Below are 18,675 nucleotides of genomic sequence, written 5' to 3'. Positions count from 1 at the left end.
CCTTGTGGAGTAGTGTGTGGCTAACAAAGCGCTAAAGTCACTCACTTCGTTCGTTGGGACGCAAACGCGCGGCGGCTTCGCCATTTTCGCCGCACATTCGCGCCCCTTAGCTTAGCGTTATATGTCCCAATATGCATAAATATTGTTGCGGAAATTGCGAAATCGTCTTTGGAGAACATGAGCGTATTTGTGAAGACTGGAGATGCAAGGATAAATCAATTATTTGCCCTAAATGCAGGCACTACTTAAAGATTATTGAAATACCATTTCCGTTTGAAAAGGAATGCACTTGGTTATTTTGGATAAGTTCGATACTTGTACTCTTGGGGTATTCGTTAGAAAAATTAGAATACGTCAAGGTTATAGAAACATGGCCATACGGAATACTTTTTTTCATTTGCCTGATCTCAGGTATATATATGCGCTCAAATTCGAGTTTACGATTTCGCGGAGATATTCAAACAATATCGCTTGGGAAAAGTAGCTTATGACATATAACAAGTTACTTAATTTCGTTCCGGCCATAAAATGCATGGCCTCCACGGGACTGCCTACGCTGCGCTGCGGCAGCCCATTAGTAATGCGTTAGGTAAGTATAATGCAGTCATCTAGTAAAAAAGAATTCATCCAAACGATTGATTATTCACCGTGGTTTTTGGCGATATTTACAGTCATTTTTTTGGTTTTGAGCTTTTTTGAGAGGCCAATTTACTTCTTACTATTTTTAAGTATTCCTTATGGTCTTTATACCGCTCTTGTATTACCGTTTTTTTGGCGTAGGAATAATGATTGGTTAGGTGGCTTTTTGACGGTGATGCCTATTGTGTTTTTCATAAGCTCGTATGGCAACCACTTTACGGCAGTTCAGGCCGTCTGTGCCGCTGCGGCGTTTACTTGCCTTATATGGCTATTGTTCAAAAATAAGTTTATCGGCTATGTTTCAAACAATACCTAACAAGTTACTAAATTTCGTTCCGGCCACAAACAGCGTGGCCTCCACGGGACTGCCTACGCTGCGCTGCGGCAGCCCATTAGTAATGCGTTATAAGTACATGGAGTGCTTTTGAATACCGGCATAGAATTTCAAAAGGTTGAGTCTTCAACTTTAAATGAAGCCGTTTTATCTGCTGAGAATCATAAATTCCTAATTGAGTTTGGTTTTCTTGGTTGGGTTTCGCCGCACCTATATTTTGGTGATTTTGAAAATGATCAATTATTACCATATTTGGAAAACTGGTCATGGATCAACGACTGGAATGTCGATAAGAATCTTGCTCTAGAAAAATATGGAAAAACAATTGTTGTAGGTAGTGGTCCAGATAACGAACCATTAGTTATGAGGATTGGTGAAAGTCCAATATACTTAATTTCAAAAGACTTAGAGCTTTTGCTGCTCGGTTCCAATTTCGAAAAATTAGCACTGATAGCATCGGCATTTCTGGATATGGTAGATGATGCTCTAGAAGTACATCCTGATGCCGTTCAGGAATGCCTTATACCTCTTGAATTAGTGAATAAATTTATTGCTACTTCTGAAAAAATACAGAGGCAGGATAAAAGCAATAGTCTATGGGTGCATTGGGCAAATGAACATAGTAAAAACTTATAACAAACAAATTAGGGCCGACGCGCAAACAACGCGCGCCGCCTATTCGAAGCGTTAGCAGCTATTCGGAATAGTTAAGAGGTATGTTCAGGATGAATGATAATAATAAAATTTTTTTCGTTGTAGCCGTGGTGCTTGCAGCAATTTTCCTTTTTGATTTTATATTCTACGGAATGCAGCTTCGAAACTTAGCTAGCGCCTCTGGTTTTGCTCTATTGGCTTACGGATCATACAAAGATGAAAGTATCGCATCATTTCTCGGTGCGGTACTTGTCAGTGTTGGCTTTGTAATAAAGTATTTTCTTTAGATGTAATGCAGGGTTGGTTTGCTGTTTGGATTATATTTGTTTTTAGACGACAAGTGCGGAGCCAGGCTGCTAACAAGTTACTGCACCGGAAAATAACTCGCTGGCGCTCGTCATTTTCCGGTGAGCAAAGCGTTAGCAGCTTTCAAAATGTAAAGGTTAGTAAGTGTTTTAATTCCGGCTTTGCTCGCGTCTGGTTTTCTTAGCGGTAAAGCCAAAAGGTAAAGTCCGCCAGTTTGTCGGTTTGTTAGTGGCGGCGAGGGCGGTAGCGTTGTTCCTCTGGTTCATTTGCTCCGCTTGCAGCAAATTTTAAGGTTCCAGTTATGTCGCTGTATCGCACTTGGCTGGTTAGATTTTTAATTTATGAGTGCAGTGGCTTCGCTTAACATCGCGAGGCGGCAAGCCGCGAAAGTGTGGTGTTTGCTGCTAACAAGTTACTGCACCGGAAAAATTACTCGCTGGCGCTCCCAATTTTCCGGTGAGCAAAGCGTTATGCCTACGGACGTATCATGAAGCTTTTACTTGCTATAGCCATTCTATGCTCCCTTAATGTGCAAGCGACAGAGAGTAAATTGTTGTGCGAACACAGGGAGCAGCGCATTGAGCCTGATATGCAGATTGAGGAAAACGTATTTACAAAATTTAATGCAGAATCAGCCAAAGCTGCGTTAGAGAAGCTCGATTCTAATAGCAATGATTTAGTGGTTAAGTTTGCTATCGAAAATAATAGACGCATTATACGTGGTTACATCCTACGAGCCAGAGCACTTGAGTCGGGTAAAAAAGAAGATATTGAGTCTTTCTGTGACTTTTATGTTTCTGAGGCTTTTTATCATGACTAAAAGGCATAACAAAGCAAGCCAGCATCGCACCTTCGGTGCTGGACTCGCTAACGCTCGCCGCTGCTTGCGGCGTTATAAGCTAGAGGAGTATTGATGTCATTCTTGAAGACTCTCGGTAAAGGTTTAAAGGGAGCTGCGGCAGCTTTAAAAGTTGATCAATATACAGTCAATGGTGTAAACGCGAAGTGCATCCATTGCGGACATCAGCATTTTGAAACTGGAGAAGCGCAATTAAATACCGCAGGTCTGACATTTATAAATTTAGATTGGGCAAATAGAAGTGCTTCAGTTCTTATTTGTAAAAAATGTACATTCATTATGTGGTTTTTAGATGAGCCCAAAAGAATTGTTAAGTGATGCTTATAACAAGCGCCTTAAACATCGCGGCTTGCAGCCGCTGGACTCGCAACAAGTTGCTCGCCGTTTAGGCGGGCGTTAGCCGGCTGTCGAGTAAGTTTAGGTACAAAATCTGTTTTACTTTTCGAGTCTGCTTGCGTTAAGTTGTATATCAGTTGTTAAATTATTCCGTCAGGTTCGCCAGTTTGTTGGTCAGGTGCAATCTCTGACGTTGCGGTAGCGTTGTTCCTTTTGGCTCATTCTCTCCGCTGGCTTTAAAATTTTTAGGTTCCAGCTATTTCTCTGTATCGCAATTGGCTGGTTAGGTTTTTAATTTTGCACAGGGTTGTCGCTGTTCGACATCGCTTGGCGGCATTGCCGCGTGGGGAGTGTGTTTGTCGCCGCTAACAATGCGCACCACTCGCTCCCGTTGGTCGCTGGGACGCCAACCCGCTGCGCGGCTCGTCGCCCGTGTGCTTTGCGTTATATGCGAAGGGATGTATGAAGAAACAATATTTGAACTTCGATGACTTAGAGCAATCTGATCAAGAATTCTTCATTAATGATTCGTGGTGCGACTATTGTAATAAAGCTGATTTAGGAATCACCAAACCGAAAATCTATATTCTTGATGAAAAACAGTACCTTGAAGGTAAATGTAAGGTTTGTGATCAAAAGCAAACCACTGAAGTTGTTGTTACATACTTAAATAATCAAGATAAGAAGTAGTGAAATTGCATATAACAAGTTGCTCAATTTCGTTACGGCCACAAAAAGCGTGGCCTCCACTGGACTGCCTACGCTTCGCTGCGGCAGCCAATTAGCAAAGCGTTAGCAGGTGTCATGGAAAATTTAGTTCAGCTTGTGGTACTGGTTTCTTTGCCAATTTACTTGGGTGTTCGGCATTATTCTGAATATGAATCTTTTGATAACACCTTGTGGGGGCTTTCGGAAAAGTTTGCTACTGGACTTTTTCTAGCTTATGTATGCTTTTTCTTAGTAGTTGGTAAGGATTATCTGTATTCTTTGCAACAGTTTGGTGCAGATTATCGCAAGTTTAGTACATTTTTTGTTTACCCTTCTTTTAGCTTTGCTATTGCTATGTTTCCAAGGATAGCAGCGGAGTATTGTGATAACTATTTTGATTTGGCTGCAGCTGGTATGTGTAGGGTTGTTAGTATTTTCGGGTGGTTGTTTCTAGTATTTTTACTAATCATAGTAGTTGTGTAACTCCGCTTGCTTTAAAGTTATTAGGTTCCAGCTATTTCTCTGTATCGTACTTGGCTGGTTAGACTTTTAATTAATGAGTGCAGTGGCTTCGGTCAACATCGCGTGGCGGCAAAGCCGCGAAAGTGTTGTGTTTGCTGCTAACAAGTTACTGCACCGGAAAAATTACTCGCTGGCGCTCCCAATTTTCCGGTGAGCAATGCGTTATGTGGCATGGAGCAGGTAGTGGGATTAGTTGAAGTCGAAATTTTGGGGGTTGAGAGCGAGGACTTCCCCATCTGGATTGAATGCAGACTAACAGAGTTTGATGGAAGTGAGCACCGAATTATCGAGAAGTTATCAGTTCTTACTGAGCAAGAATTGAACACTGATAAGCTTCCTACGACGTTGCAAATTCAGTGTACTGTTCTAAGTATTGAACAGGAGAATGTATTAATCGATCTATCTATACCTCATGGCATTCAATCCACCGAAGGAGTTCAAAAATTTGTCGTGCACAGCAGCCTCTATCATGCCACATAACAAGGCGCATCACGCGCTCCCGTTGGTCGCTGGGACGCCAACCCGCTACGCGGCTTGTCGCCCGTGTGCTTTGCGTTAGGCCTACCAAGAATGAGCTGCAAAATGTGCCGTAAACTGATTATTATTCTACTCGTATTGTTAGCTGGATGCTCAAGTACAAAAGTGCATTTATATACTAAGTATTTATCAGAAGAAGAAACACAGGTAGTAACAAAAGAGCTTGAAAGCAAAAGGTTTACTGTTATTAAAAATACACTGTCAATTCCCGATAGCATTAATGAATCATCTGTAATTTATTCACCGTTCCTTATAAATATGGATCATCTAAGTAGCGCTTTAGATTCATTATCCAAACTAGGTTGGACAGGAATCAGATTAGAAAACTTTGTTAAAGGTAACCATTGGTATGGGAAAAATAACTTCGGTTTGATTCTTATACCCAAGGGTATAATAAAAAGAGAATTGAAGTTAAATGACGAATTATCCAAAAGGTATGAAGGAACTGATTGTGATTCTGAAGTCGAGATTGAGCTGCATAGTAACAATATTTACACAGTGAAATATAAAGATGAAAGCGAAATAATGACCAAAAAAGGGACTTGGAAAGTTACTAATTATCCTTATTTTGAGCTATCTGATCAGGATGGATTTCTGCCAATGTATTTTGAGGCTGTTAAAAGAACAGAGCAAGATGTTATTGGTAAGGTGAATATTATCGAAATAAAGCCAATCCAAAGTTATCAAATATTTTCTAACTGCAAATTTAGTCATGGAGTGAGGTCTTAGAATGGTAGGCCTAACAAGTAAATTTTATCGCCAGCAAAGTTCGCTGGCTGCGACGTCAACCCGCTGCGCGGCTTTCCGCGCTAAATTTAGGCGTTATGCAAAAGTAACCGATGAAATTTAGTGCAAGTAGGAAAAAAATTGCTTTCGTTTGGCTTGTCGGCGGTCTGATATTTTCAGTGCTGGCATCTTTAGCATCAATGTTTTACTGGGATTACACTTATCTTCCAGAGCCAAACGTAGAGTGGCAGCCCATAAATGATCTCGTCGGCATGGTGATTTTATTACCATTTGGCTTGTTACTTTCAGTGGCTATGCCTTGGGGCTGGGTTAGTCTTGTAGGTTTACTTGCTGCGCTTTGGCTCAAAGATATCAGGCCAATTGCTTTTTCATTACTGGGGTCTATATATTTCGGCTTTGAATGGCCAAAATGGTTCGTCGGTTTAATGGGTATTTAAATGCATAACAAGGCTGTAAACCTGACCCAAATTACTACGCGATTTTGTGCAATTCGCTGCGCGCATTTTCGCACAAAACTGCTCCATAATTTGGGCAGGTTACAGCAGCGTTAGCAGCTTTCAAAATGTAAAGGGTAGTACTTGTTTTAATTCTGGCTTTGCTCGCGTTTCGTTTTCTTAGCGGTAAAGCCAAAACATCAAGTCCGCCAGTTTGTGGTTTAGCTGCTGGCGGCGAGGTCGGTAGCGTTGTTCCTTTTGGCTCATTGGCTCCGCTTGCAACAGGTTTTAAGTTCCAGCTATTTCGTTGTATCGCACTTGGCTGGTTAAGTTTTTTAATTTTGCACAGGGTTGCCGCCGTTCGGCATCGCTTGGCGGCAGTGCCGCGAGGGTAGTGTGTTTGTCGCCGCTAACAAGGCGCACCATTCGCTCCCTGCGGTCGCTGGGACGCCAACCGCGATGCGGTCGTCGCCCATGTGCTTTGCGTTAGCTGGCTGTCGAGAAAGTTTAGGTACAAAATCTGTTTACTTTTCGGCTCTGCTTGCGTTAAGTTGTATCTCACATGTTAATTTATACCATCAGGTTCGCTAGTTTGTTGATCCGGTGCAATCTCTGATGGTGCGGTAGCGTTGTTCCTTTTGGCTCATTGGCTCCGCTTGCAACAGGTTTTAAGTTCCAGTCATTTCGTTGTCTCGCACTTGGCTGGTTACGTGTTTAATTTTGCACAAGGTTGCCGTTGTTCGGCATCGCTTGGCGGCAGTGCCGAGAGGGTTGTGTGTTTGTCGCCGCTAACAAGGCGCATCATTCGCTCCCTTCGGTCGCTGGGATGCCAACCGCGCTGCGGTCGTCACCCATGTGCTTTGCGTTAGCCGCTTTCGGGGTGTTTAGGGCTGTATAGGTTTTCTGTTTGGCTCTGCTCGCGTCCGGCTTTCATAGCGGCAAAGCCAAAACGTAAAGTGCGCCAGTTTGTTGGTTAGTTGCTGGCTGCGAGGGCGGTAGCGTTGTTCCTTTTGGTTCATTTGCTCCGCTTGCAGCAAGTTTTAAGGTTCCAGTTATGTCGTTGTATCGCACTTGTCTGGTTAGTTTTTTAATTTATGAGTGCAGTGGCTTCGGTAAACATCGCATGGCGGCAAGCCGCGAAAGTGTGGTGTTTGCTGCTAACAAGTTACTGCACCGGAAAAATAACTCGCTGGCGCTCGTCATTTTCCGGTGAGCAAAGCGTTAGCTTAAGGAGATAACTACATGGAAGATTCTTTACTCGTGGCTGCTATTGTTGGTTTGTTTTGCGGTATACCGCTCATGGTATTGGGCTATCTTGTAGGAATAAAGCAGAAGCGTAATCTGCTTTCAAGCTGGGATGACATGTCATATAGCGATCCAAAATTAGTTGGATTCATAATGGGCACTAGCGTTTTTATTACGGGATTGCTAATTTTGCTCGCAAGCGTTGCATTTATTCTGAATATCTTATCAATGTTGCAAGCTTTATTGGTTATTAGTTCTTCAGTGGTTATCCCGCTGTTTGCAGCATTATACGTAAACGTAAAACATACTAGACCAAGCTAAGTGGCTAACAAACGCCTAAAACAACGCGGCCTTTGGCCGCTGGACTCGCAACAAGTTGCTCGCCGTTTAGGCGTGCGTTAGCAGGCTTTCTGGTTTTAACGGTTTTAGTTAGTAGTTTTTTTTGGCTTTGCTCGCGTGTGGTTTTCTTGGCGGCAGCGCCAAAAGTTAAAGTTCGCCAGTTTGTCGGTTAGGTGCAATCTCTGATGGTGCGGTAGCGTTGTTCTTCTTGGCTTCGCTCAACAGTTTTACAGGTTCCGTTTGGCTCGCCGTATCGCAGCTGGTCGGTTAAGTTTTAATTAAAAGCAGTCTGCCGTTGTTCGGGTTTGCCAGTGCGGCAAGCCGCGCAAGTCCGGTGTAGGCTGCTAACAAGCAAAGGCATCTGACGCGAACCGCGCAGCTGCTTTGAGCGTTAGCAGCTTTCGGGTTGTTGTGGCTGTATAGGTTTTCTGTTCTGGCATTGCTCGCGTTTCGTTTTCTTCGCGATAAAACCAAAATGTAAAGTCCGCTTGTTAGTTGGTTAGTCGCTCGCGGCGAGAGCGGTAGCGTTGTTCCTTTGGTTCATTTGCTCCGCTTTGAGCAAGTTTTAGGCTCCAGTCATTTCGTTGTATCGCACTTGGCTGGTTAAGTTTTTAATTTATGAGTGCAGTGGCTTCGTTCAACATCGCGTGGCGGCAAAGCCGCGAAAGTGTGGTGTTTGCTGCTAACAAGTTACTGCACCGGAAAAATAACTCGCTGGCGCTCGTCATTTTCCGGTGAGCAATGCGTTAAGCCACTAGGCGCATACATGAAGTACGTTCTAGGAATCCTAATAATGATTTGGAGTATTTTTTCTTCCGCCAAAGACTATCCAGAAGTAGTTGTTGGTGAGGAGGAGGGTTTTGTTGATCTGAGCTTTACGATTTCAAACTCCAAGAAGCTCGAATCTGGTTCATATGAAGTTGTCGTTAAAGGCAATCTGAAAGGCGATAAAGTTGGGTTTGCAATCGAGCTGTTGCCTTCGTGGAACCCGCAAGCAGTAGAAGGTATTAATGATGCCTTCTATTGGGGAGAGGCATTCTTTAAAAACACTGGGGCGGAGTCAGAAGCTTTTATAAGATCACTAGCTAGTCTATACGGCGCTACCCTAAGTGATGCATCTGTTCCAGACAAGGTGTATGCCCAAGTGGTCGGGCTTGCCTGCAATCCCGAACATCTTGATGTTTCAGTCTGCAAAATGAAGTTCTTCTTCAATCCCGACGGAGAGGAAGATCTGTATTCTGAGGTTTTCATAAACATTGATCTTGCTGAGAAAAGGCTTGAGTTCAATGAAAAGGACAATGATTATCGTGCACCTTTATTACGCTCTTTGTTGCAATAAAGGCTTAACAAGCGGCTGCACCGGACAAATTTCCGCTGTCACCTTTTTTGCGTGGCAAAAAAGTCGCCATCAAAAATTTGCTCGGTGAGCCGGGCGTTAGGCAGGTCAGTGCTATGGCATGGTTAGGTCGAAATGCAGTATTTCTGATTAGCGGTATCTTCCTGTTGCCAACTGCTGCATACGCTCTATTAATGTGGATAGCTTTTGGCTATGGTTTTTCTCATGAACAATCCAAGTATGCAGTTTTTGTAGCACCGTTAATTTTGTCTTTTTTCGCCGTGTATGTTTTATCTATTCGGTTTGCACTTAAACGGCTTAAATTGTGCGGTAGTTATGGGTACTGGGATGTGTTGCCAGTTTTCTATTTTTCAGTTGTATTTTTGTTCTTTTTCAGTGGAAACTTGGGCTTTGGCATCGCCTAACAAGCGCCATCAAAAACGCGCCCGCTGGGCGCTCGACTCGCAACACGTTGCTCGCGTTTGTGGCGGGCGTTAGGCATTCACGGAGGAACGATGCATTCTGCTAGTAATAAGTATCTTCTGGCTGCGGCGATATGTTGTTTCGCTGCTGCACTTGCTCATCTCGGTTGTATTGTGTTCGGAGGCGATTGGTATCGTTTCTTTGGTGCAGGCGAACAGATGGCTCGGATGGCAGAGCAAGGGCTTTGGTATCCGACAATTGTAACCTCTGTCATTGTCATGGTGCTTTTGGTTTGGGCGCTTTATGGCTTGTCTGGCGCAGGTGCAATTAAACGTTTACCACTGACAAAATTAGCGCTAATCCTCATCGCCAGTATATTTTTACTTCGTGGCGTTTCCTTCGTCGGGTTAATGCCAATGTTCCCAGAAAACAGTTTAACGTTTTGGTTAATTAGTTCTGGTATATGTTTGTTTATTGGCGGCCTGTTTGCTCTAGGTTCTTGGCAGCAGTGGTCAGTTTTAGGTGTAAAAAATGCCTAACAATACGCATCACTCGCTCCCGTTGGTCGCTGGGACGCCAACCCGCTGCGCGGCTCGTCGCCCGTGTGCTTTGCGTTAGGCATATATGGAAGATCCTCTGAAAATTATGCAGTTCACACAGATTGCTGTGATTATCGGCCTTCCGGTCCATATAGGCTCAGCAGCTTGTGCGGTCTGGATATGGAGAAAAAGTTACTCTCTTTCTTGGGGGCGGATTCTTAGTCTCCTGCCGGTATGGGTTTTGGTGTCCGTGGCCCTTCAGTTGGTCGCGTGGCAGGTACTTCCTGAGATGCCGGAGTACGTCTTCATGTTCATGGGCTTTATTAACATGCCCGCATTGTCAGGAGCATTTGTGATTGTTGGGCTTCTTGTGATATGTGCTAGGCGGCGAGCGGGCATAGTAAAAGTCTGATAGGCACTTATACTCGTTGATACATCATCAGAATAATTGGCCAGGCAAAAGTCCTGCAGATATAAAAGTGAGATTGTCTGGAATGCTAGGGTTCGGGAAAAAGCCTAACAATGCGCCCAAGTATACTCCGGCCACAGAATACGTGGCCTCCGTGGGATGCACTACGCGTTGCTTCGTGCACCCCCTGGCTTAGCGTTAGGCATAAAGGAGAGTAGATGGAGTTTCTCAATCGCCACATTTGGTTAAAAAGAGCACTGATGCTCTTGGCAATTCTAGCAGCAACGCCATTTGCCGGTTATCTGCTGCTGTTCGTTGAGGTAGCAGGGTTAGAGGTGGCATTTACTTGTTTGCTAATCATGCTCAAGCCTTTTCTTACCTGGGCGCAGTTTCAAATTGACATAATTAGGCCACATTTAAGGCCATAGCAAACAATTTTCATAAGCACCTTGCCAGCCGCCCAACAGTGTATTTTTCGCATGCTGCTGGTAGTGCAGCATTTTTTGCAATTACAGGTGTTATGTTTGTATCTGTTGCTGTTTGGCTGCCTTTATTTATGGTTGGTGCGCAGTATGCCTAACAATACGCAGCACTCGCTCCCGTTGGTCGCTGGGACGCCAACCCGCTGCGCGGCTCGTCGCCCGTGTGCTTTGCGTTAGAAGTAAAAAATAATGAAATGGATTATCACGATTTTAATAATACTACTACTAACCACAAATGCATTTTGGTTATATAGTGCAGTTGATAATGGTGTAACAGTTGCATATCGTGATCAACAAATACACGAATTAGATGAAACACGAAAACAGTTAATGGCCTCACTACCAGAGATCGCTAATCAATTACACAAAGAAGAGATAATTGAAATAACTAAAAAATATACAAAACTAAAGGCATATGATAAAAATGGTTGTAGTTGGGTTGGCTGGCTAGGTTTAAAATTTAATGAAAACAACAAACTTCAGTCTGTGTCACCAGTATGGTCATACGGAGATGAAAACCCTTGTTTAACAAGCTTCTAACAAGTCGTTCAAGCCGTGCGTGCAAAAAGCTCGCACACACTGGGACCAAGCAAACAGCTCGCTTGGCCCCTTAACTCGGCGTTAGAGTTAAAAAACATGAATAAACACCTGTTGAGCTTAGTGACCGACGAAGATGGAACGCAGATTTTCATGCATCTGGACTTGGCTGGGGTCAACTATTTATTGAAAGAACTAGGCCGGTTGAAAGTGCAATTAGAAAAAAATGATTGCCCGCATTCACACTTGTTCACAGAAGAATGGGGCGGTGGAGAACTAACCACCACAAAACTTTCAGATCAAGAAGACGAGAAACATCAAGTTCACCATCTAAAAATCTATGGGTGGAATGAGGAATGGAAAGTAAAACACAAACTTGGATAACTCTAACAATGTGTTCAAGTTCGCTCCCTTCGGTCGCTGGGACGCGCCAAAAGCAGCGCGCCCCTTAACACAACGTTATATGCCTAAAAAGGAGTTTTAAACAATGAAGTTTTTTCTAATACCATTATCAATAGTTGTTCTTTGTTCTTGCGCTTCAACATCAATTCCAGAAGCTACAAATACGGAAATGGATAGTGATATAAAAAGATATCTTAATTATAAGAATCAGAAAGCTTATGCAGTTGCTGTGGAAAAAGACGGCGCATGGGTAAGTGGCTATGGGTATGGATATCCGAATCAAGAACTCGCCAACAAAAGAGCCCTACTAGAGTGCGAATTACAAAAACAGTCACGTAATATTAGTGCAGACTGTTTTGTTCTTTATGAAGATGGACGTAGAAAGGACGGCATATAACAAAGCGCTTAACACGTTCCCTTCGGTCACTGGGACAGTAACGCAGCGGCGCTTCGCGATTATGCCGCTACGTCACTGCCCGTTAGCTTAGCGTTAGCTGCTTTCGGGGTATTTTAGGCTGTATAGGTTTTCTGTTTGGCTCTGCTCGCGTCCGGCTTTCATAGCGGCAAAGCCAAAACGTAAAGTCCGCCAGTTTGTTGGTTAGTTGCTGGCTGCGAGGGCGGTAGCGTTGTTCCTTTAGTTCATGGGCTCCGCTTACAACAGGTTTTTAAGTTCCAGTCATTTCGTTGTATCGCACTTGGCTGGTTAGGTTTTTAATTTATGGGTGCAGTTGCTTTGGTAAACATCGCGTGGCGGCAAGCCGCGAAAGTGTGGTGTTTGCTGCTAACAAGTTACTGCACCGGAAAAATTACTCGCTGGCGCTCGTCATTTTCCGGTGAGCAATGCGTTAGCTATTTTAATCACAACATGGAGTACAACTGATGTACAAAAAAGTATTTTTATTTTTAACTTTAATTATTTCATTAAACTCATATGCATAAGATGAATTAAGTTCCATACCTGAAACGCATAAAAAAATTCTAGATTCAATATTAAAAACATTGAAGTTATCAGGGGCATCCCAAGAGACAAAAACTGCTATATATAATAAGTATAAATGGGCTCTTGAACAAAGCGATTGGCAATCTTATTGGGTAGGTAACGCAGATCTATCTTCGAGTAAATTTAAGGATGATAGCGTTCAGATATATGATTTGATTATTGTGTCTAATAAAAGTACAAACAACATTGTGTTCACATACTTCCCTAAAGCAAATCAAATATTTTATACGTCTAAACAGTTTATTGAGGGTCCGTCATCTTTAGCTTTAGATGCTTTTAAAGATATGAAAGCAAAAGAAACAACAAAGATAATCAAAGAAACTGATAATTATGGATTTACACAAAAGGAAGGTTTTCTTGAGTTTGCCATCTATCATATTAAATCACCAAATGCAGTCGTTTCTTATATGGATTATGGTTTAATTGATACCAAATAGCTAACAAACCAAGTCATCGGAAAACCACTCTCTGGCTGCGCCAAAGCGTTCGTGTTTTCCGTTGCTTGGCGCGTTAGCAGTAAAAAAATACATGTACCATATATTGTGCATATAAAGTAACTGAGTTATAGTTGTTCAATAAAATGTACATATAGGTGATTTATGAGAGTTGTATCTTTTACTGAAGCAAGAAATGGATTAAAAGCTGTTTTAGACTCTGTCGTTAATGATGCAGACACCACTGTTATAACGCGTCGAGATTCAGAAGATGCGGTAGTGATGTCATTAGATTATTACAATAGTTTGATGGAAACAGTTCATTTATTAAAGTCTCCTGCAAATGCAGAACATTTAAACAAATCAATAGCTCAATATAAAAGTGGTAAAACTACGCAAAGAGATGTAGTCGATGAGTAGTAGGCTACTTTGTTGGACTGATGAAGCTTGGAATGATTACGTTTACTGGCAAGGCCAGGACAAAAAGACATTGAAGCGTATAAACAAATTAATCAGTGATACTAAGCGTTCACCATTTGAGGGTATTGGAAAGCCTGAGCCTCTTAAAGAAAATTTGTCAGGTTTCTGGTCACGCCGAATTGATGACACCAATCGTTTAGTTTATGCCGTTGATGATAAAACGCTAACCATAATATCGTGCAGGTATCATTACTAATGTGCATGCACCAAATAAAACTGCTAACAAGGCGCTCTACCGGATTCAATAATTTGTCGCGGTTTTTGCAAAGAAACGCAAAAAGCCGCGCCAAATTATTCCACCGGTAAGCTTGGCGTTAGCCGGCTGTCGAGAAGTTGTAGTTTCAAAATCAGTTTTACTTTTCGGCACTGCTTGCGTTAAGTTGTATCTCAATTGTTAATTTATTCCATCAGTCTCGCCAGTTTGTTAGTCAGGTGCAATCTCTGATGGTGCGGTAGCGTTGTTCCTTTTGACACTTTTGCTCCGTTTGAAACAGGTTTTTAAGTTCCAGTCATTTCGTTGTATCGCACTTGGCTGGTTACGTTTTTAATTTTGCACTGGGTTGCTGTTGGTTGGCATCGTTTGGCGTCAGTGCCGCGAGGGTTGTGTGTTTGTCGCGGCTAACAAGGCGCATCATTCGCGCCCTTCGGTCGCTGGGATGCCAACCGCGATGCGGTCGCCACCCATGTGCTTTGCGTTAGCAGCTTTCAAAATGTAAAGGTTAGTACGTGTTTTAATTCTGGCTTTGCTCGCGTTTCGTTTTCTTAGCGATAAAGCCAAAACTCAAAGTCCGCCTGTTAGTTGGTTAGTCGCTGGCGGCGAGAGCGGTAGCGTTGTTCCTTTGGTTCATTTGCTCCGCTTGCAGCAAGTTTTAAGGTTCCAGCTATTTCGTTGTATCGCACCTGGCTGGTTAGGTTTTTAATTTATGAGTGCAGTGGCTTCGGTCAACATCGCGTGGCGGCAAGCCGCGAAAGTTTGGTGTTTGCTGCTAACAAGTTACTGCACCGGAAAAATTACTCGCTGGCGCTCCCAATTTTCCGGTGAGTAATGCGTTAGCAGCTTTCAAAATGTAAATGGAAGTGCGTGTTTTAATTCTGGCTTTGCTCGCGTTTTGTTTTCTTAGCGGTAAAGCCAAAATGCAAAGTCCGCCAGTTTGTGGGGTAGTCACTGGCGGCGAGGGCGGTAGAGTTGTTCCTTTGGTTCATTGGCTCCGCTTACAGCAAGTTTTAAGGTTCCAGCTATGTCGTTGTATCGCACTTGGCTGGTTAGGTTTTTTTATTTATTGGTGCACTAACTTCGGTCAACATAGCGTGGCGGCAAAGCCGCGAAAGTGTGGTGTTTGCTGCTAACAAGTTACTGCACCGGAAAAATAACTCGCTGGCGCTCGTCATTTTCCGGTGAGCAATGCGTTAGCAGCTTTCAAAATGTAAAGGTTAGTACGTGTTTTAATTCTGGCTTTGCTCGCGTTTCGTTTTCTTAGCGATAAAGCCAAAACTCAAAGTCCGCCTGTTAGTTGGTTAGTCGCTGGCGGCGAGGGCGGTAGCGTTGTTCCTTTGGTTCATTGGCTCCGCTTGCAGTAAGTTTTAAGGTTCCAGCTATTTCGTTGTATCGCACCTGGCTGGTTAGGTTTTTAATTTATGAGTGCAGTGGCTTCGGTCAACATCGCGTAGCGGCAAGCCGCGAAGGTTTAGGTGTTTGCTGCTAACAAGTTACTGCACCGGAAAAATTACTCGCTGGCGCTCGTCATTTTCCGGTGAGTAATGCGTTATGTGCCAAATTAGGCTTTTGCTATGACCGATCATGAACGCACATCACTTAGAGACAAAATCAGGAATATCATTGATCTTAAAATTTTTGTGCTTTCAGTTTCGATCGTTTTTATGGTTAGTGCACTGATTTCCTGGTACACAGATTTTAGCTTTTGGTGGACAGCTCTACTCGTGGCGGTAGCAGTTCTAGCAAATGGGGTCATCATTGCGTTTGAGAAGGATATTTAAACAGTGTATATAGCCTCAAGTAACACAGTCTTAGTCAAGGCACATAACAAGTCGGTTAAGTCGCCTTCGGCTGGAACGCAAAAATGCTGCGCATTTTCACGCCCCTTACCGAGGCGTTATGTGTTGGTTGATTTGGATGATAAAACCGGCGACATTATCGCCTGAAATACTGTTGCTACATGACGAAAATCGTTAGCGTGCTGTTACACCGTAGCTGGTTATTAAATAAGGCTCAACCCATTATTATAACAATGATACTGCAGCAAAGTTCTGTTAGCCGCACACACAAGCTTTATAAGATCCTGCTGGTTAATGGCATTATCTTAAGTGCCACCTTTTTTGGCTATAAGTACCTGCCAGCGTTAATAGCGCTGGAACCGCGCCACAGCGGCCGTTTAATGGCGCTGCTGGCAATTGCACCGCTGTTAGCACTGTTTTGTTCTATTGCTATAGGCGCAAGGCAGCCGAAAACCTTTAGTGCTAGCCTTGATGGCATCACGCTAAGCGATGGCATCGCCGGCAGCGAGTTTTACCCCTGGCACAATATCAGCGGCTTCAAGCTAAACCCCAACCGCAAAGTACTAACATTTCGGATAGAAAGCCTGGAACTTAAGCAAACCCTGCGGTTAAAGCAGTTTGGTATTACCGAACTGCAGCTTGAGCAATTGCAGCAGCTGGCAGCAGTGGGGTTAAAAAGCAAGTAGGGGATGGCAGATTTGTACCAAAAGCAGATATTCGTTCTGGTATTTAGTTTCCGAAAACCGCTGTATTTGTATGCACATAATGCCCAAGCCTAACTCACGCTTTGTTAGACGGGTTAACCCGTGTTTAAAAGCGGGTCGACCCGCCGAATAAGCGTTAGCAGCTTTCGGGTTGTTGTGGCTGCATAGGTTTTCTTTTCCAGCTCTGCTCGCGTCCGGTTTACATAGCGGTAAAGCCAAAACGTACAGTCCGCCAGTTTGTGAGTTAGTCGCTGGCGGCTAGGGCGGTAGCGTTGTTCCTTTTGGCTCATTAGCTCCACTTGCAGAAAGTTTTAAGGTTCCAGTCATTTCGCTGTATCGCACTTGGCTGGTAAGTTTTTTAATTTGTGAGTGCAGTGGCTTCGCTCAACATCGCGCGGCGGCAAGCCGCGAAGGTTTGGTGTTTGCTGCTAACAAGTTACTGCACCGGAAAAATTACTCGCTGGCGCTCGTCATTTTCCGGTGAGCAAAGCGTTATAAGCCAGTAATCAAAAAGTCTATAGCAGCGATAATCTCATCTCTGAAAGTGCTTAAATCTGTGAGGGGCTCTACTAATATTTTGGTTGGAATACTTGCCATTTGTTGCGTAAGAACAACAAAGTCGCCTTGTTCAATATGGATAGTCGGACACAAATGGCTTGGTACTTTTTTTTCTAATAGATGTATTGGTGTAAGTGGGATGACCAATCGAGTATTTAGGGTGCTTAGCAGCTCACTTTGCACGTCAACAAAATAGGGATAAGCTTTAGATGTATTTTTGTCGAGATTTTTGTAAAGAGTAAATTGAGACATCAGAATACTCGGTATGAATCAGAAAAAAGACCATGTTTTTCAGTAAGTTCATTGTAAGCCTGAATAGAGTTGGCGTTCTGTTCTAACCATTCAGCTTTTAATTTAGAGGAAACCTCTTTTTCTAAAGCTTTTTCCATTGTAGCGGATAGATTGATATTAAGGCGCTTAGCTTCAGCAAGTAACTCACTGTTTAAACTAAGATTTGTGGCCTTTTTTGGGGCTTGTGCATTAAATGTGGTTCTCATAAGGCAACTCCGTGCGCATTTATTATGCGCATTAATTGTAGTGGTAATAATGGCATATAACAAACAAATTTTATCGCCAGCAAAAAGCGCTTGCTGCGAAGCAAACCGCGTTCGCGGTCGTCGCGCTAAATTTGGGCGTTATAAACCTTCAAGGGATGATTTCGATTCATTTAACAAGGACTGTTCTTGAAAGTTAACGAAACCGTACGACATTACTTGGGTATGTTCATAGGCTTTAGTTTGTTCTTTCTACTTGCGTTTAGTGGGTGGGAACTTTCAGAGCACTTTGAGTGGTTTGGTAATCTATGGGCATCTGAACTTAATCGATGGCTACTTCTCCTAAGCTGCGTTGTTTTGATTCCTCTGTCACTCCTCAAAATCCATTCTTTTTTCTGGGGCAGAGGAAAACTAATTAGAACATTTAAACAGAAGGCTAGATCGAGAATTTCCAACTGTAAAGATAATGATATTGTGCGAATTCAGGGGAGTCTTGTTTCTTTGGCTAATCTCCACTAATTGCCCCCTTCACCCAACGAGAATGTTCAGCCTACACGTTCAGATTTTCAGAAAAGGTGCAAAGAGTTAATGCTCGCTCTAGGACAGAGGAAGCGTGGCAAACTTCAAAATATGTAGAAACTTCAAAACCATTTTTAATACGGTGTGAGGATGCTATGGCTCTAATCCGCACGGATGTGGCAAAAATAATTGTACATGTGGATAAAGTGCATGTTGAGAGTACTTACATGAGAGATAGCGGTGGGTTTCTGACAAAAGAGGAAAACGAAAACCGTGCGTTGGCCTTAAAATCTATTGGCACTGAGCCAAAGCGATTTATTGGTGTCTACGCTGAAGATTTAAAATTTGAAGAAGGCGTTTTGCAACCTTACGAGCAAGTTACGGCTTTAGGTCAAGGAAGATGGATTAAAACTTGTGATGACCATGAACTAAATCACTTACTCGAAGAAGGCATTGAAAATGTCTTTGAATTGAAAACGAGTGAGGCCCAACAACTTATAGTTAGCGATGCAAAATATTTGTTAGATGATGTAAAAGCTCAGTATGATTTTCAAAAGAATAAATAGAGATCGGTTTTTTAACAAACCACTCAAGGCTCTCGCTTCACTCGCTGGGACGCTAACACATGGGCTGCGTCACTTCGTTCCTAATTTTAGCCCATGTGTTATCGCCCCTAGTGGGGCGT

26 protein-coding genes are annotated in these 18,675 nt (G+C 43.1%); 24 read left to right on the top strand and 2 right to left on the bottom strand.

Going from position 1 to position 18,675, the window contains the following annotated elements:
• The first annotated feature begins 598 nt into the window (after positions 1–598).
• From LMJ53_RS09290 to LMJ53_RS09180, 23 genes are all read left to right on the top strand, one after another.
• The gene (locus tag LMJ53_RS09290) at positions 599–955 is read left to right on the top strand and encodes a hypothetical protein (protein WP_229585799.1); all 357 of its coding nucleotides are present in this window, start codon (positions 599–601) and stop codon (positions 953–955) included.
• Positions 956–1,063: 108 nt separating this feature from the next.
• A complete protein-coding gene (locus LMJ53_RS09285; RefSeq protein ID WP_229585798.1) occupies positions 1,064–1,609 on the top strand; it encodes a hypothetical protein in 546 nt (181 codons plus the stop codon).
• 89 nt (positions 1,610–1,698) lie between these two features.
• On the top strand, positions 1,699–1,914 hold the full coding sequence (locus LMJ53_RS09280) for a hypothetical protein (RefSeq protein ID WP_229585797.1): 216 nt from the start codon (positions 1,699–1,701) through the stop codon (positions 1,912–1,914).
• 506 nt (positions 1,915–2,420) lie between these two features.
• A complete protein-coding gene (locus LMJ53_RS09275; RefSeq protein WP_229585796.1) occupies positions 2,421–2,753 on the top strand; it encodes a hypothetical protein in 333 nt (110 codons plus the stop codon).
• Positions 2,754–2,846: 93 nt separating this feature from the next.
• Positions 2,847–3,110 (top strand): zinc ribbon domain-containing protein, encoded by a 264-nt coding sequence (locus LMJ53_RS09270; RefSeq protein ID WP_229585795.1) that lies wholly within the window; start codon positions 2,847–2,849, stop codon positions 3,108–3,110.
• A gap of 480 nt (positions 3,111–3,590) precedes the next feature.
• Positions 3,591–3,818, top strand: coding sequence for a hypothetical protein (locus tag LMJ53_RS09265; protein WP_229585794.1), 228 nt, complete (start codon positions 3,591–3,593; stop codon positions 3,816–3,818).
• A 114-nt stretch (positions 3,819–3,932) separates the two neighbouring features.
• Entirely contained in the window at positions 3,933–4,319 is a 387-nt protein-coding gene (locus LMJ53_RS09260; RefSeq protein WP_229585793.1) for a hypothetical protein, read from the top strand.
• Positions 4,320–4,541: 222 nt separating this feature from the next.
• Entirely contained in the window at positions 4,542–4,838 is a 297-nt protein-coding gene (locus tag LMJ53_RS09255; RefSeq protein WP_229585792.1) for a hypothetical protein, read from the top strand.
• A gap of 102 nt (positions 4,839–4,940) precedes the next feature.
• On the top strand, positions 4,941–5,624 hold the full coding sequence (locus LMJ53_RS09250; RefSeq protein ID WP_229585791.1) for a hypothetical protein: 684 nt from the start codon (positions 4,941–4,943) through the stop codon (positions 5,622–5,624).
• A gap of 110 nt (positions 5,625–5,734) precedes the next feature.
• Positions 5,735–6,079 (top strand): hypothetical protein, encoded by a 345-nt coding sequence (locus tag LMJ53_RS09245; RefSeq protein WP_229585790.1) that lies wholly within the window; start codon positions 5,735–5,737, stop codon positions 6,077–6,079.
• 1,239 nt (positions 6,080–7,318) lie between these two features.
• Positions 7,319–7,642, top strand: coding sequence for a hypothetical protein (locus tag LMJ53_RS09240; protein WP_229585789.1), 324 nt, complete (start codon positions 7,319–7,321; stop codon positions 7,640–7,642).
• 811 nt (positions 7,643–8,453) lie between these two features.
• Positions 8,454–8,999, top strand: coding sequence for a hypothetical protein (locus tag LMJ53_RS09235; RefSeq protein WP_229585788.1), 546 nt, complete (start codon positions 8,454–8,456; stop codon positions 8,997–8,999).
• Between the two features lie 113 nt (positions 9,000–9,112).
• Positions 9,113–9,421: a hypothetical protein gene (locus tag LMJ53_RS09230; RefSeq protein ID WP_229585787.1), complete on the top strand. Its 309-nt coding sequence runs from the start codon at positions 9,113–9,115 to the stop codon at positions 9,419–9,421.
• Positions 9,422–9,511: 90 nt separating this feature from the next.
• A complete protein-coding gene (locus LMJ53_RS09225; protein WP_229585786.1) occupies positions 9,512–9,958 on the top strand; it encodes a hypothetical protein in 447 nt (148 codons plus the stop codon).
• Positions 9,959–10,585: 627 nt separating this feature from the next.
• Complete coding sequence (locus LMJ53_RS09220; RefSeq protein WP_229585785.1) at positions 10,586–10,795, top strand: hypothetical protein; 210 nt, start codon at positions 10,586–10,588, stop codon at positions 10,793–10,795.
• Between the two features lie 243 nt (positions 10,796–11,038).
• The gene (locus LMJ53_RS09215) at positions 11,039–11,389 is read left to right on the top strand and encodes a hypothetical protein (protein WP_229585784.1); all 351 of its coding nucleotides are present in this window, start codon (positions 11,039–11,041) and stop codon (positions 11,387–11,389) included.
• 96 nt (positions 11,390–11,485) lie between these two features.
• A complete protein-coding gene (locus tag LMJ53_RS09210; RefSeq protein WP_229585783.1) occupies positions 11,486–11,770 on the top strand; it encodes an Imm32 family immunity protein in 285 nt (94 codons plus the stop codon).
• Between the two features lie 103 nt (positions 11,771–11,873).
• Positions 11,874–12,185 carry a hypothetical protein gene (locus LMJ53_RS09205; RefSeq protein ID WP_229585782.1) on the top strand — a complete coding sequence of 104 codons (312 nt, stop codon included), beginning with the start codon at positions 11,874–11,876 and terminating at the stop codon, positions 12,183–12,185.
• Between the two features lie 602 nt (positions 12,186–12,787).
• Positions 12,788–13,225, top strand: a complete 438-nt coding sequence (locus LMJ53_RS09200; protein WP_229585781.1) for a hypothetical protein — start codon at positions 12,788–12,790, stop codon at positions 13,223–13,225.
• A gap of 162 nt (positions 13,226–13,387) precedes the next feature.
• Positions 13,388–13,642: a type II toxin-antitoxin system Phd/YefM family antitoxin gene (locus LMJ53_RS09195; protein ID WP_229585780.1), complete on the top strand. Its 255-nt coding sequence runs from the start codon at positions 13,388–13,390 to the stop codon at positions 13,640–13,642.
• A complete protein-coding gene (locus tag LMJ53_RS09190; RefSeq protein WP_229585779.1) occupies positions 13,635–13,898 on the top strand; it encodes a Txe/YoeB family addiction module toxin in 264 nt (87 codons plus the stop codon). The genes LMJ53_RS09195 and LMJ53_RS09190 overlap by 8 nt, the downstream gene beginning before the upstream one ends.
• A gap of 1,592 nt (positions 13,899–15,490) precedes the next feature.
• Positions 15,491–15,697 (top strand): hypothetical protein, encoded by a 207-nt coding sequence (locus tag LMJ53_RS09185; RefSeq protein ID WP_229585778.1) that lies wholly within the window; start codon positions 15,491–15,493, stop codon positions 15,695–15,697.
• Positions 15,698–15,876: 179 nt separating this feature from the next.
• Positions 15,877–16,401: a hypothetical protein gene (locus LMJ53_RS09180; protein WP_229585777.1), complete on the top strand. Its 525-nt coding sequence runs from the start codon at positions 15,877–15,879 to the stop codon at positions 16,399–16,401.
• A gap of 510 nt (positions 16,402–16,911) precedes the next feature.
• On the opposite strand, the gene LMJ53_RS09175 is transcribed toward LMJ53_RS09180, so the two are convergent.
• Positions 16,912–17,229: a CcdB family protein gene (locus LMJ53_RS09175; RefSeq protein WP_229585776.1), complete on the bottom strand. Its 318-nt coding sequence runs from the start codon at positions 17,227–17,229 to the stop codon at positions 16,912–16,914.
• Complete coding sequence (locus LMJ53_RS09170) at positions 17,229–17,474, bottom strand: type II toxin-antitoxin system CcdA family antitoxin (RefSeq protein ID WP_229585775.1); 246 nt, start codon at positions 17,472–17,474, stop codon at positions 17,229–17,231. Before LMJ53_RS09170 ends, LMJ53_RS09175 begins: the two co-directional genes overlap by 1 nt.
• A gap of 671 nt (positions 17,475–18,145) precedes the next feature.
• Here LMJ53_RS09170 and LMJ53_RS09165 point away from each other — a divergent pair.
• Positions 18,146–18,556, top strand: a complete 411-nt coding sequence (locus tag LMJ53_RS09165; RefSeq protein ID WP_229585774.1) for a hypothetical protein — start codon at positions 18,146–18,148, stop codon at positions 18,554–18,556.
• The last annotated feature ends 119 nt before the right edge of the window (positions 18,557–18,675 follow it).

This window comes from Rheinheimera sp. UJ51, assembly GCF_020819615.1.
Classification (GTDB): Bacteria; Pseudomonadota; Gammaproteobacteria; order Enterobacterales; family Alteromonadaceae; genus Alishewanella; species Alishewanella maricola.
This window is presented reverse-complemented; position numbering and strand designations above follow the sequence as displayed.

Coding starts and splice junctions, on each gene's coding strand:
- LMJ53_RS09170 (WP_229585775.1), bottom strand. CDS start 17,474: ATGAGAACCACATTTAATGCACAAGCCCCAAAAAAGGCCACAAATCTT.
- LMJ53_RS09270 (WP_229585795.1), top strand. CDS start 2,847: ATGTCATTCTTGAAGACTCTCGGTAAAGGTTTAAAGGGAGCTGCGGCA.
- LMJ53_RS09185 (WP_229585778.1), top strand. CDS start 15,491: ATGACCGATCATGAACGCACATCACTTAGAGACAAAATCAGGAATATC.
- LMJ53_RS09235 (WP_229585788.1), top strand. CDS start 8,454: ATGATTTGGAGTATTTTTTCTTCCGCCAAAGACTATCCAGAAGTAGTT.
- LMJ53_RS09195 (WP_229585780.1), top strand. CDS start 13,388: ATGAGAGTTGTATCTTTTACTGAAGCAAGAAATGGATTAAAAGCTGTT.
- LMJ53_RS09215 (WP_229585784.1), top strand. CDS start 11,039: ATGAAATGGATTATCACGATTTTAATAATACTACTACTAACCACAAAT.
- LMJ53_RS09290 (WP_229585799.1), top strand. CDS start 599: ATGCAGTCATCTAGTAAAAAAGAATTCATCCAAACGATTGATTATTCA.
- LMJ53_RS09190 (WP_229585779.1), top strand. CDS start 13,635: ATGAGTAGTAGGCTACTTTGTTGGACTGATGAAGCTTGGAATGATTAC.
- LMJ53_RS09180 (WP_229585777.1), top strand. CDS start 15,877: ATGACGAAAATCGTTAGCGTGCTGTTACACCGTAGCTGGTTATTAAAT.
- LMJ53_RS09280 (WP_229585797.1), top strand. CDS start 1,699: ATGAATGATAATAATAAAATTTTTTTCGTTGTAGCCGTGGTGCTTGCA.
- LMJ53_RS09275 (WP_229585796.1), top strand. CDS start 2,421: ATGAAGCTTTTACTTGCTATAGCCATTCTATGCTCCCTTAATGTGCAA.
- LMJ53_RS09205 (WP_229585782.1), top strand. CDS start 11,874: ATGAAGTTTTTTCTAATACCATTATCAATAGTTGTTCTTTGTTCTTGC.
- LMJ53_RS09230 (WP_229585787.1), top strand. CDS start 9,113: ATGGCATGGTTAGGTCGAAATGCAGTATTTCTGATTAGCGGTATCTTC.
- LMJ53_RS09260 (WP_229585793.1), top strand. CDS start 3,933: ATGGAAAATTTAGTTCAGCTTGTGGTACTGGTTTCTTTGCCAATTTAC.
- LMJ53_RS09165 (WP_229585774.1), top strand. CDS start 18,146: ATGGCTCTAATCCGCACGGATGTGGCAAAAATAATTGTACATGTGGAT.
- LMJ53_RS09175 (WP_229585776.1), bottom strand. CDS start 17,229: ATGTCTCAATTTACTCTTTACAAAAATCTCGACAAAAATACATCTAAA.
- LMJ53_RS09210 (WP_229585783.1), top strand. CDS start 11,486: ATGAATAAACACCTGTTGAGCTTAGTGACCGACGAAGATGGAACGCAG.
- LMJ53_RS09250 (WP_229585791.1), top strand. CDS start 4,941: ATGTGCCGTAAACTGATTATTATTCTACTCGTATTGTTAGCTGGATGC.
- LMJ53_RS09265 (WP_229585794.1), top strand. CDS start 3,591: ATGAAGAAACAATATTTGAACTTCGATGACTTAGAGCAATCTGATCAA.
- LMJ53_RS09225 (WP_229585786.1), top strand. CDS start 9,512: ATGCATTCTGCTAGTAATAAGTATCTTCTGGCTGCGGCGATATGTTGT.
- LMJ53_RS09245 (WP_229585790.1), top strand. CDS start 5,735: ATGAAATTTAGTGCAAGTAGGAAAAAAATTGCTTTCGTTTGGCTTGTC.
- LMJ53_RS09240 (WP_229585789.1), top strand. CDS start 7,319: ATGGAAGATTCTTTACTCGTGGCTGCTATTGTTGGTTTGTTTTGCGGT.
- LMJ53_RS09220 (WP_229585785.1), top strand. CDS start 10,586: ATGGAGTTTCTCAATCGCCACATTTGGTTAAAAAGAGCACTGATGCTC.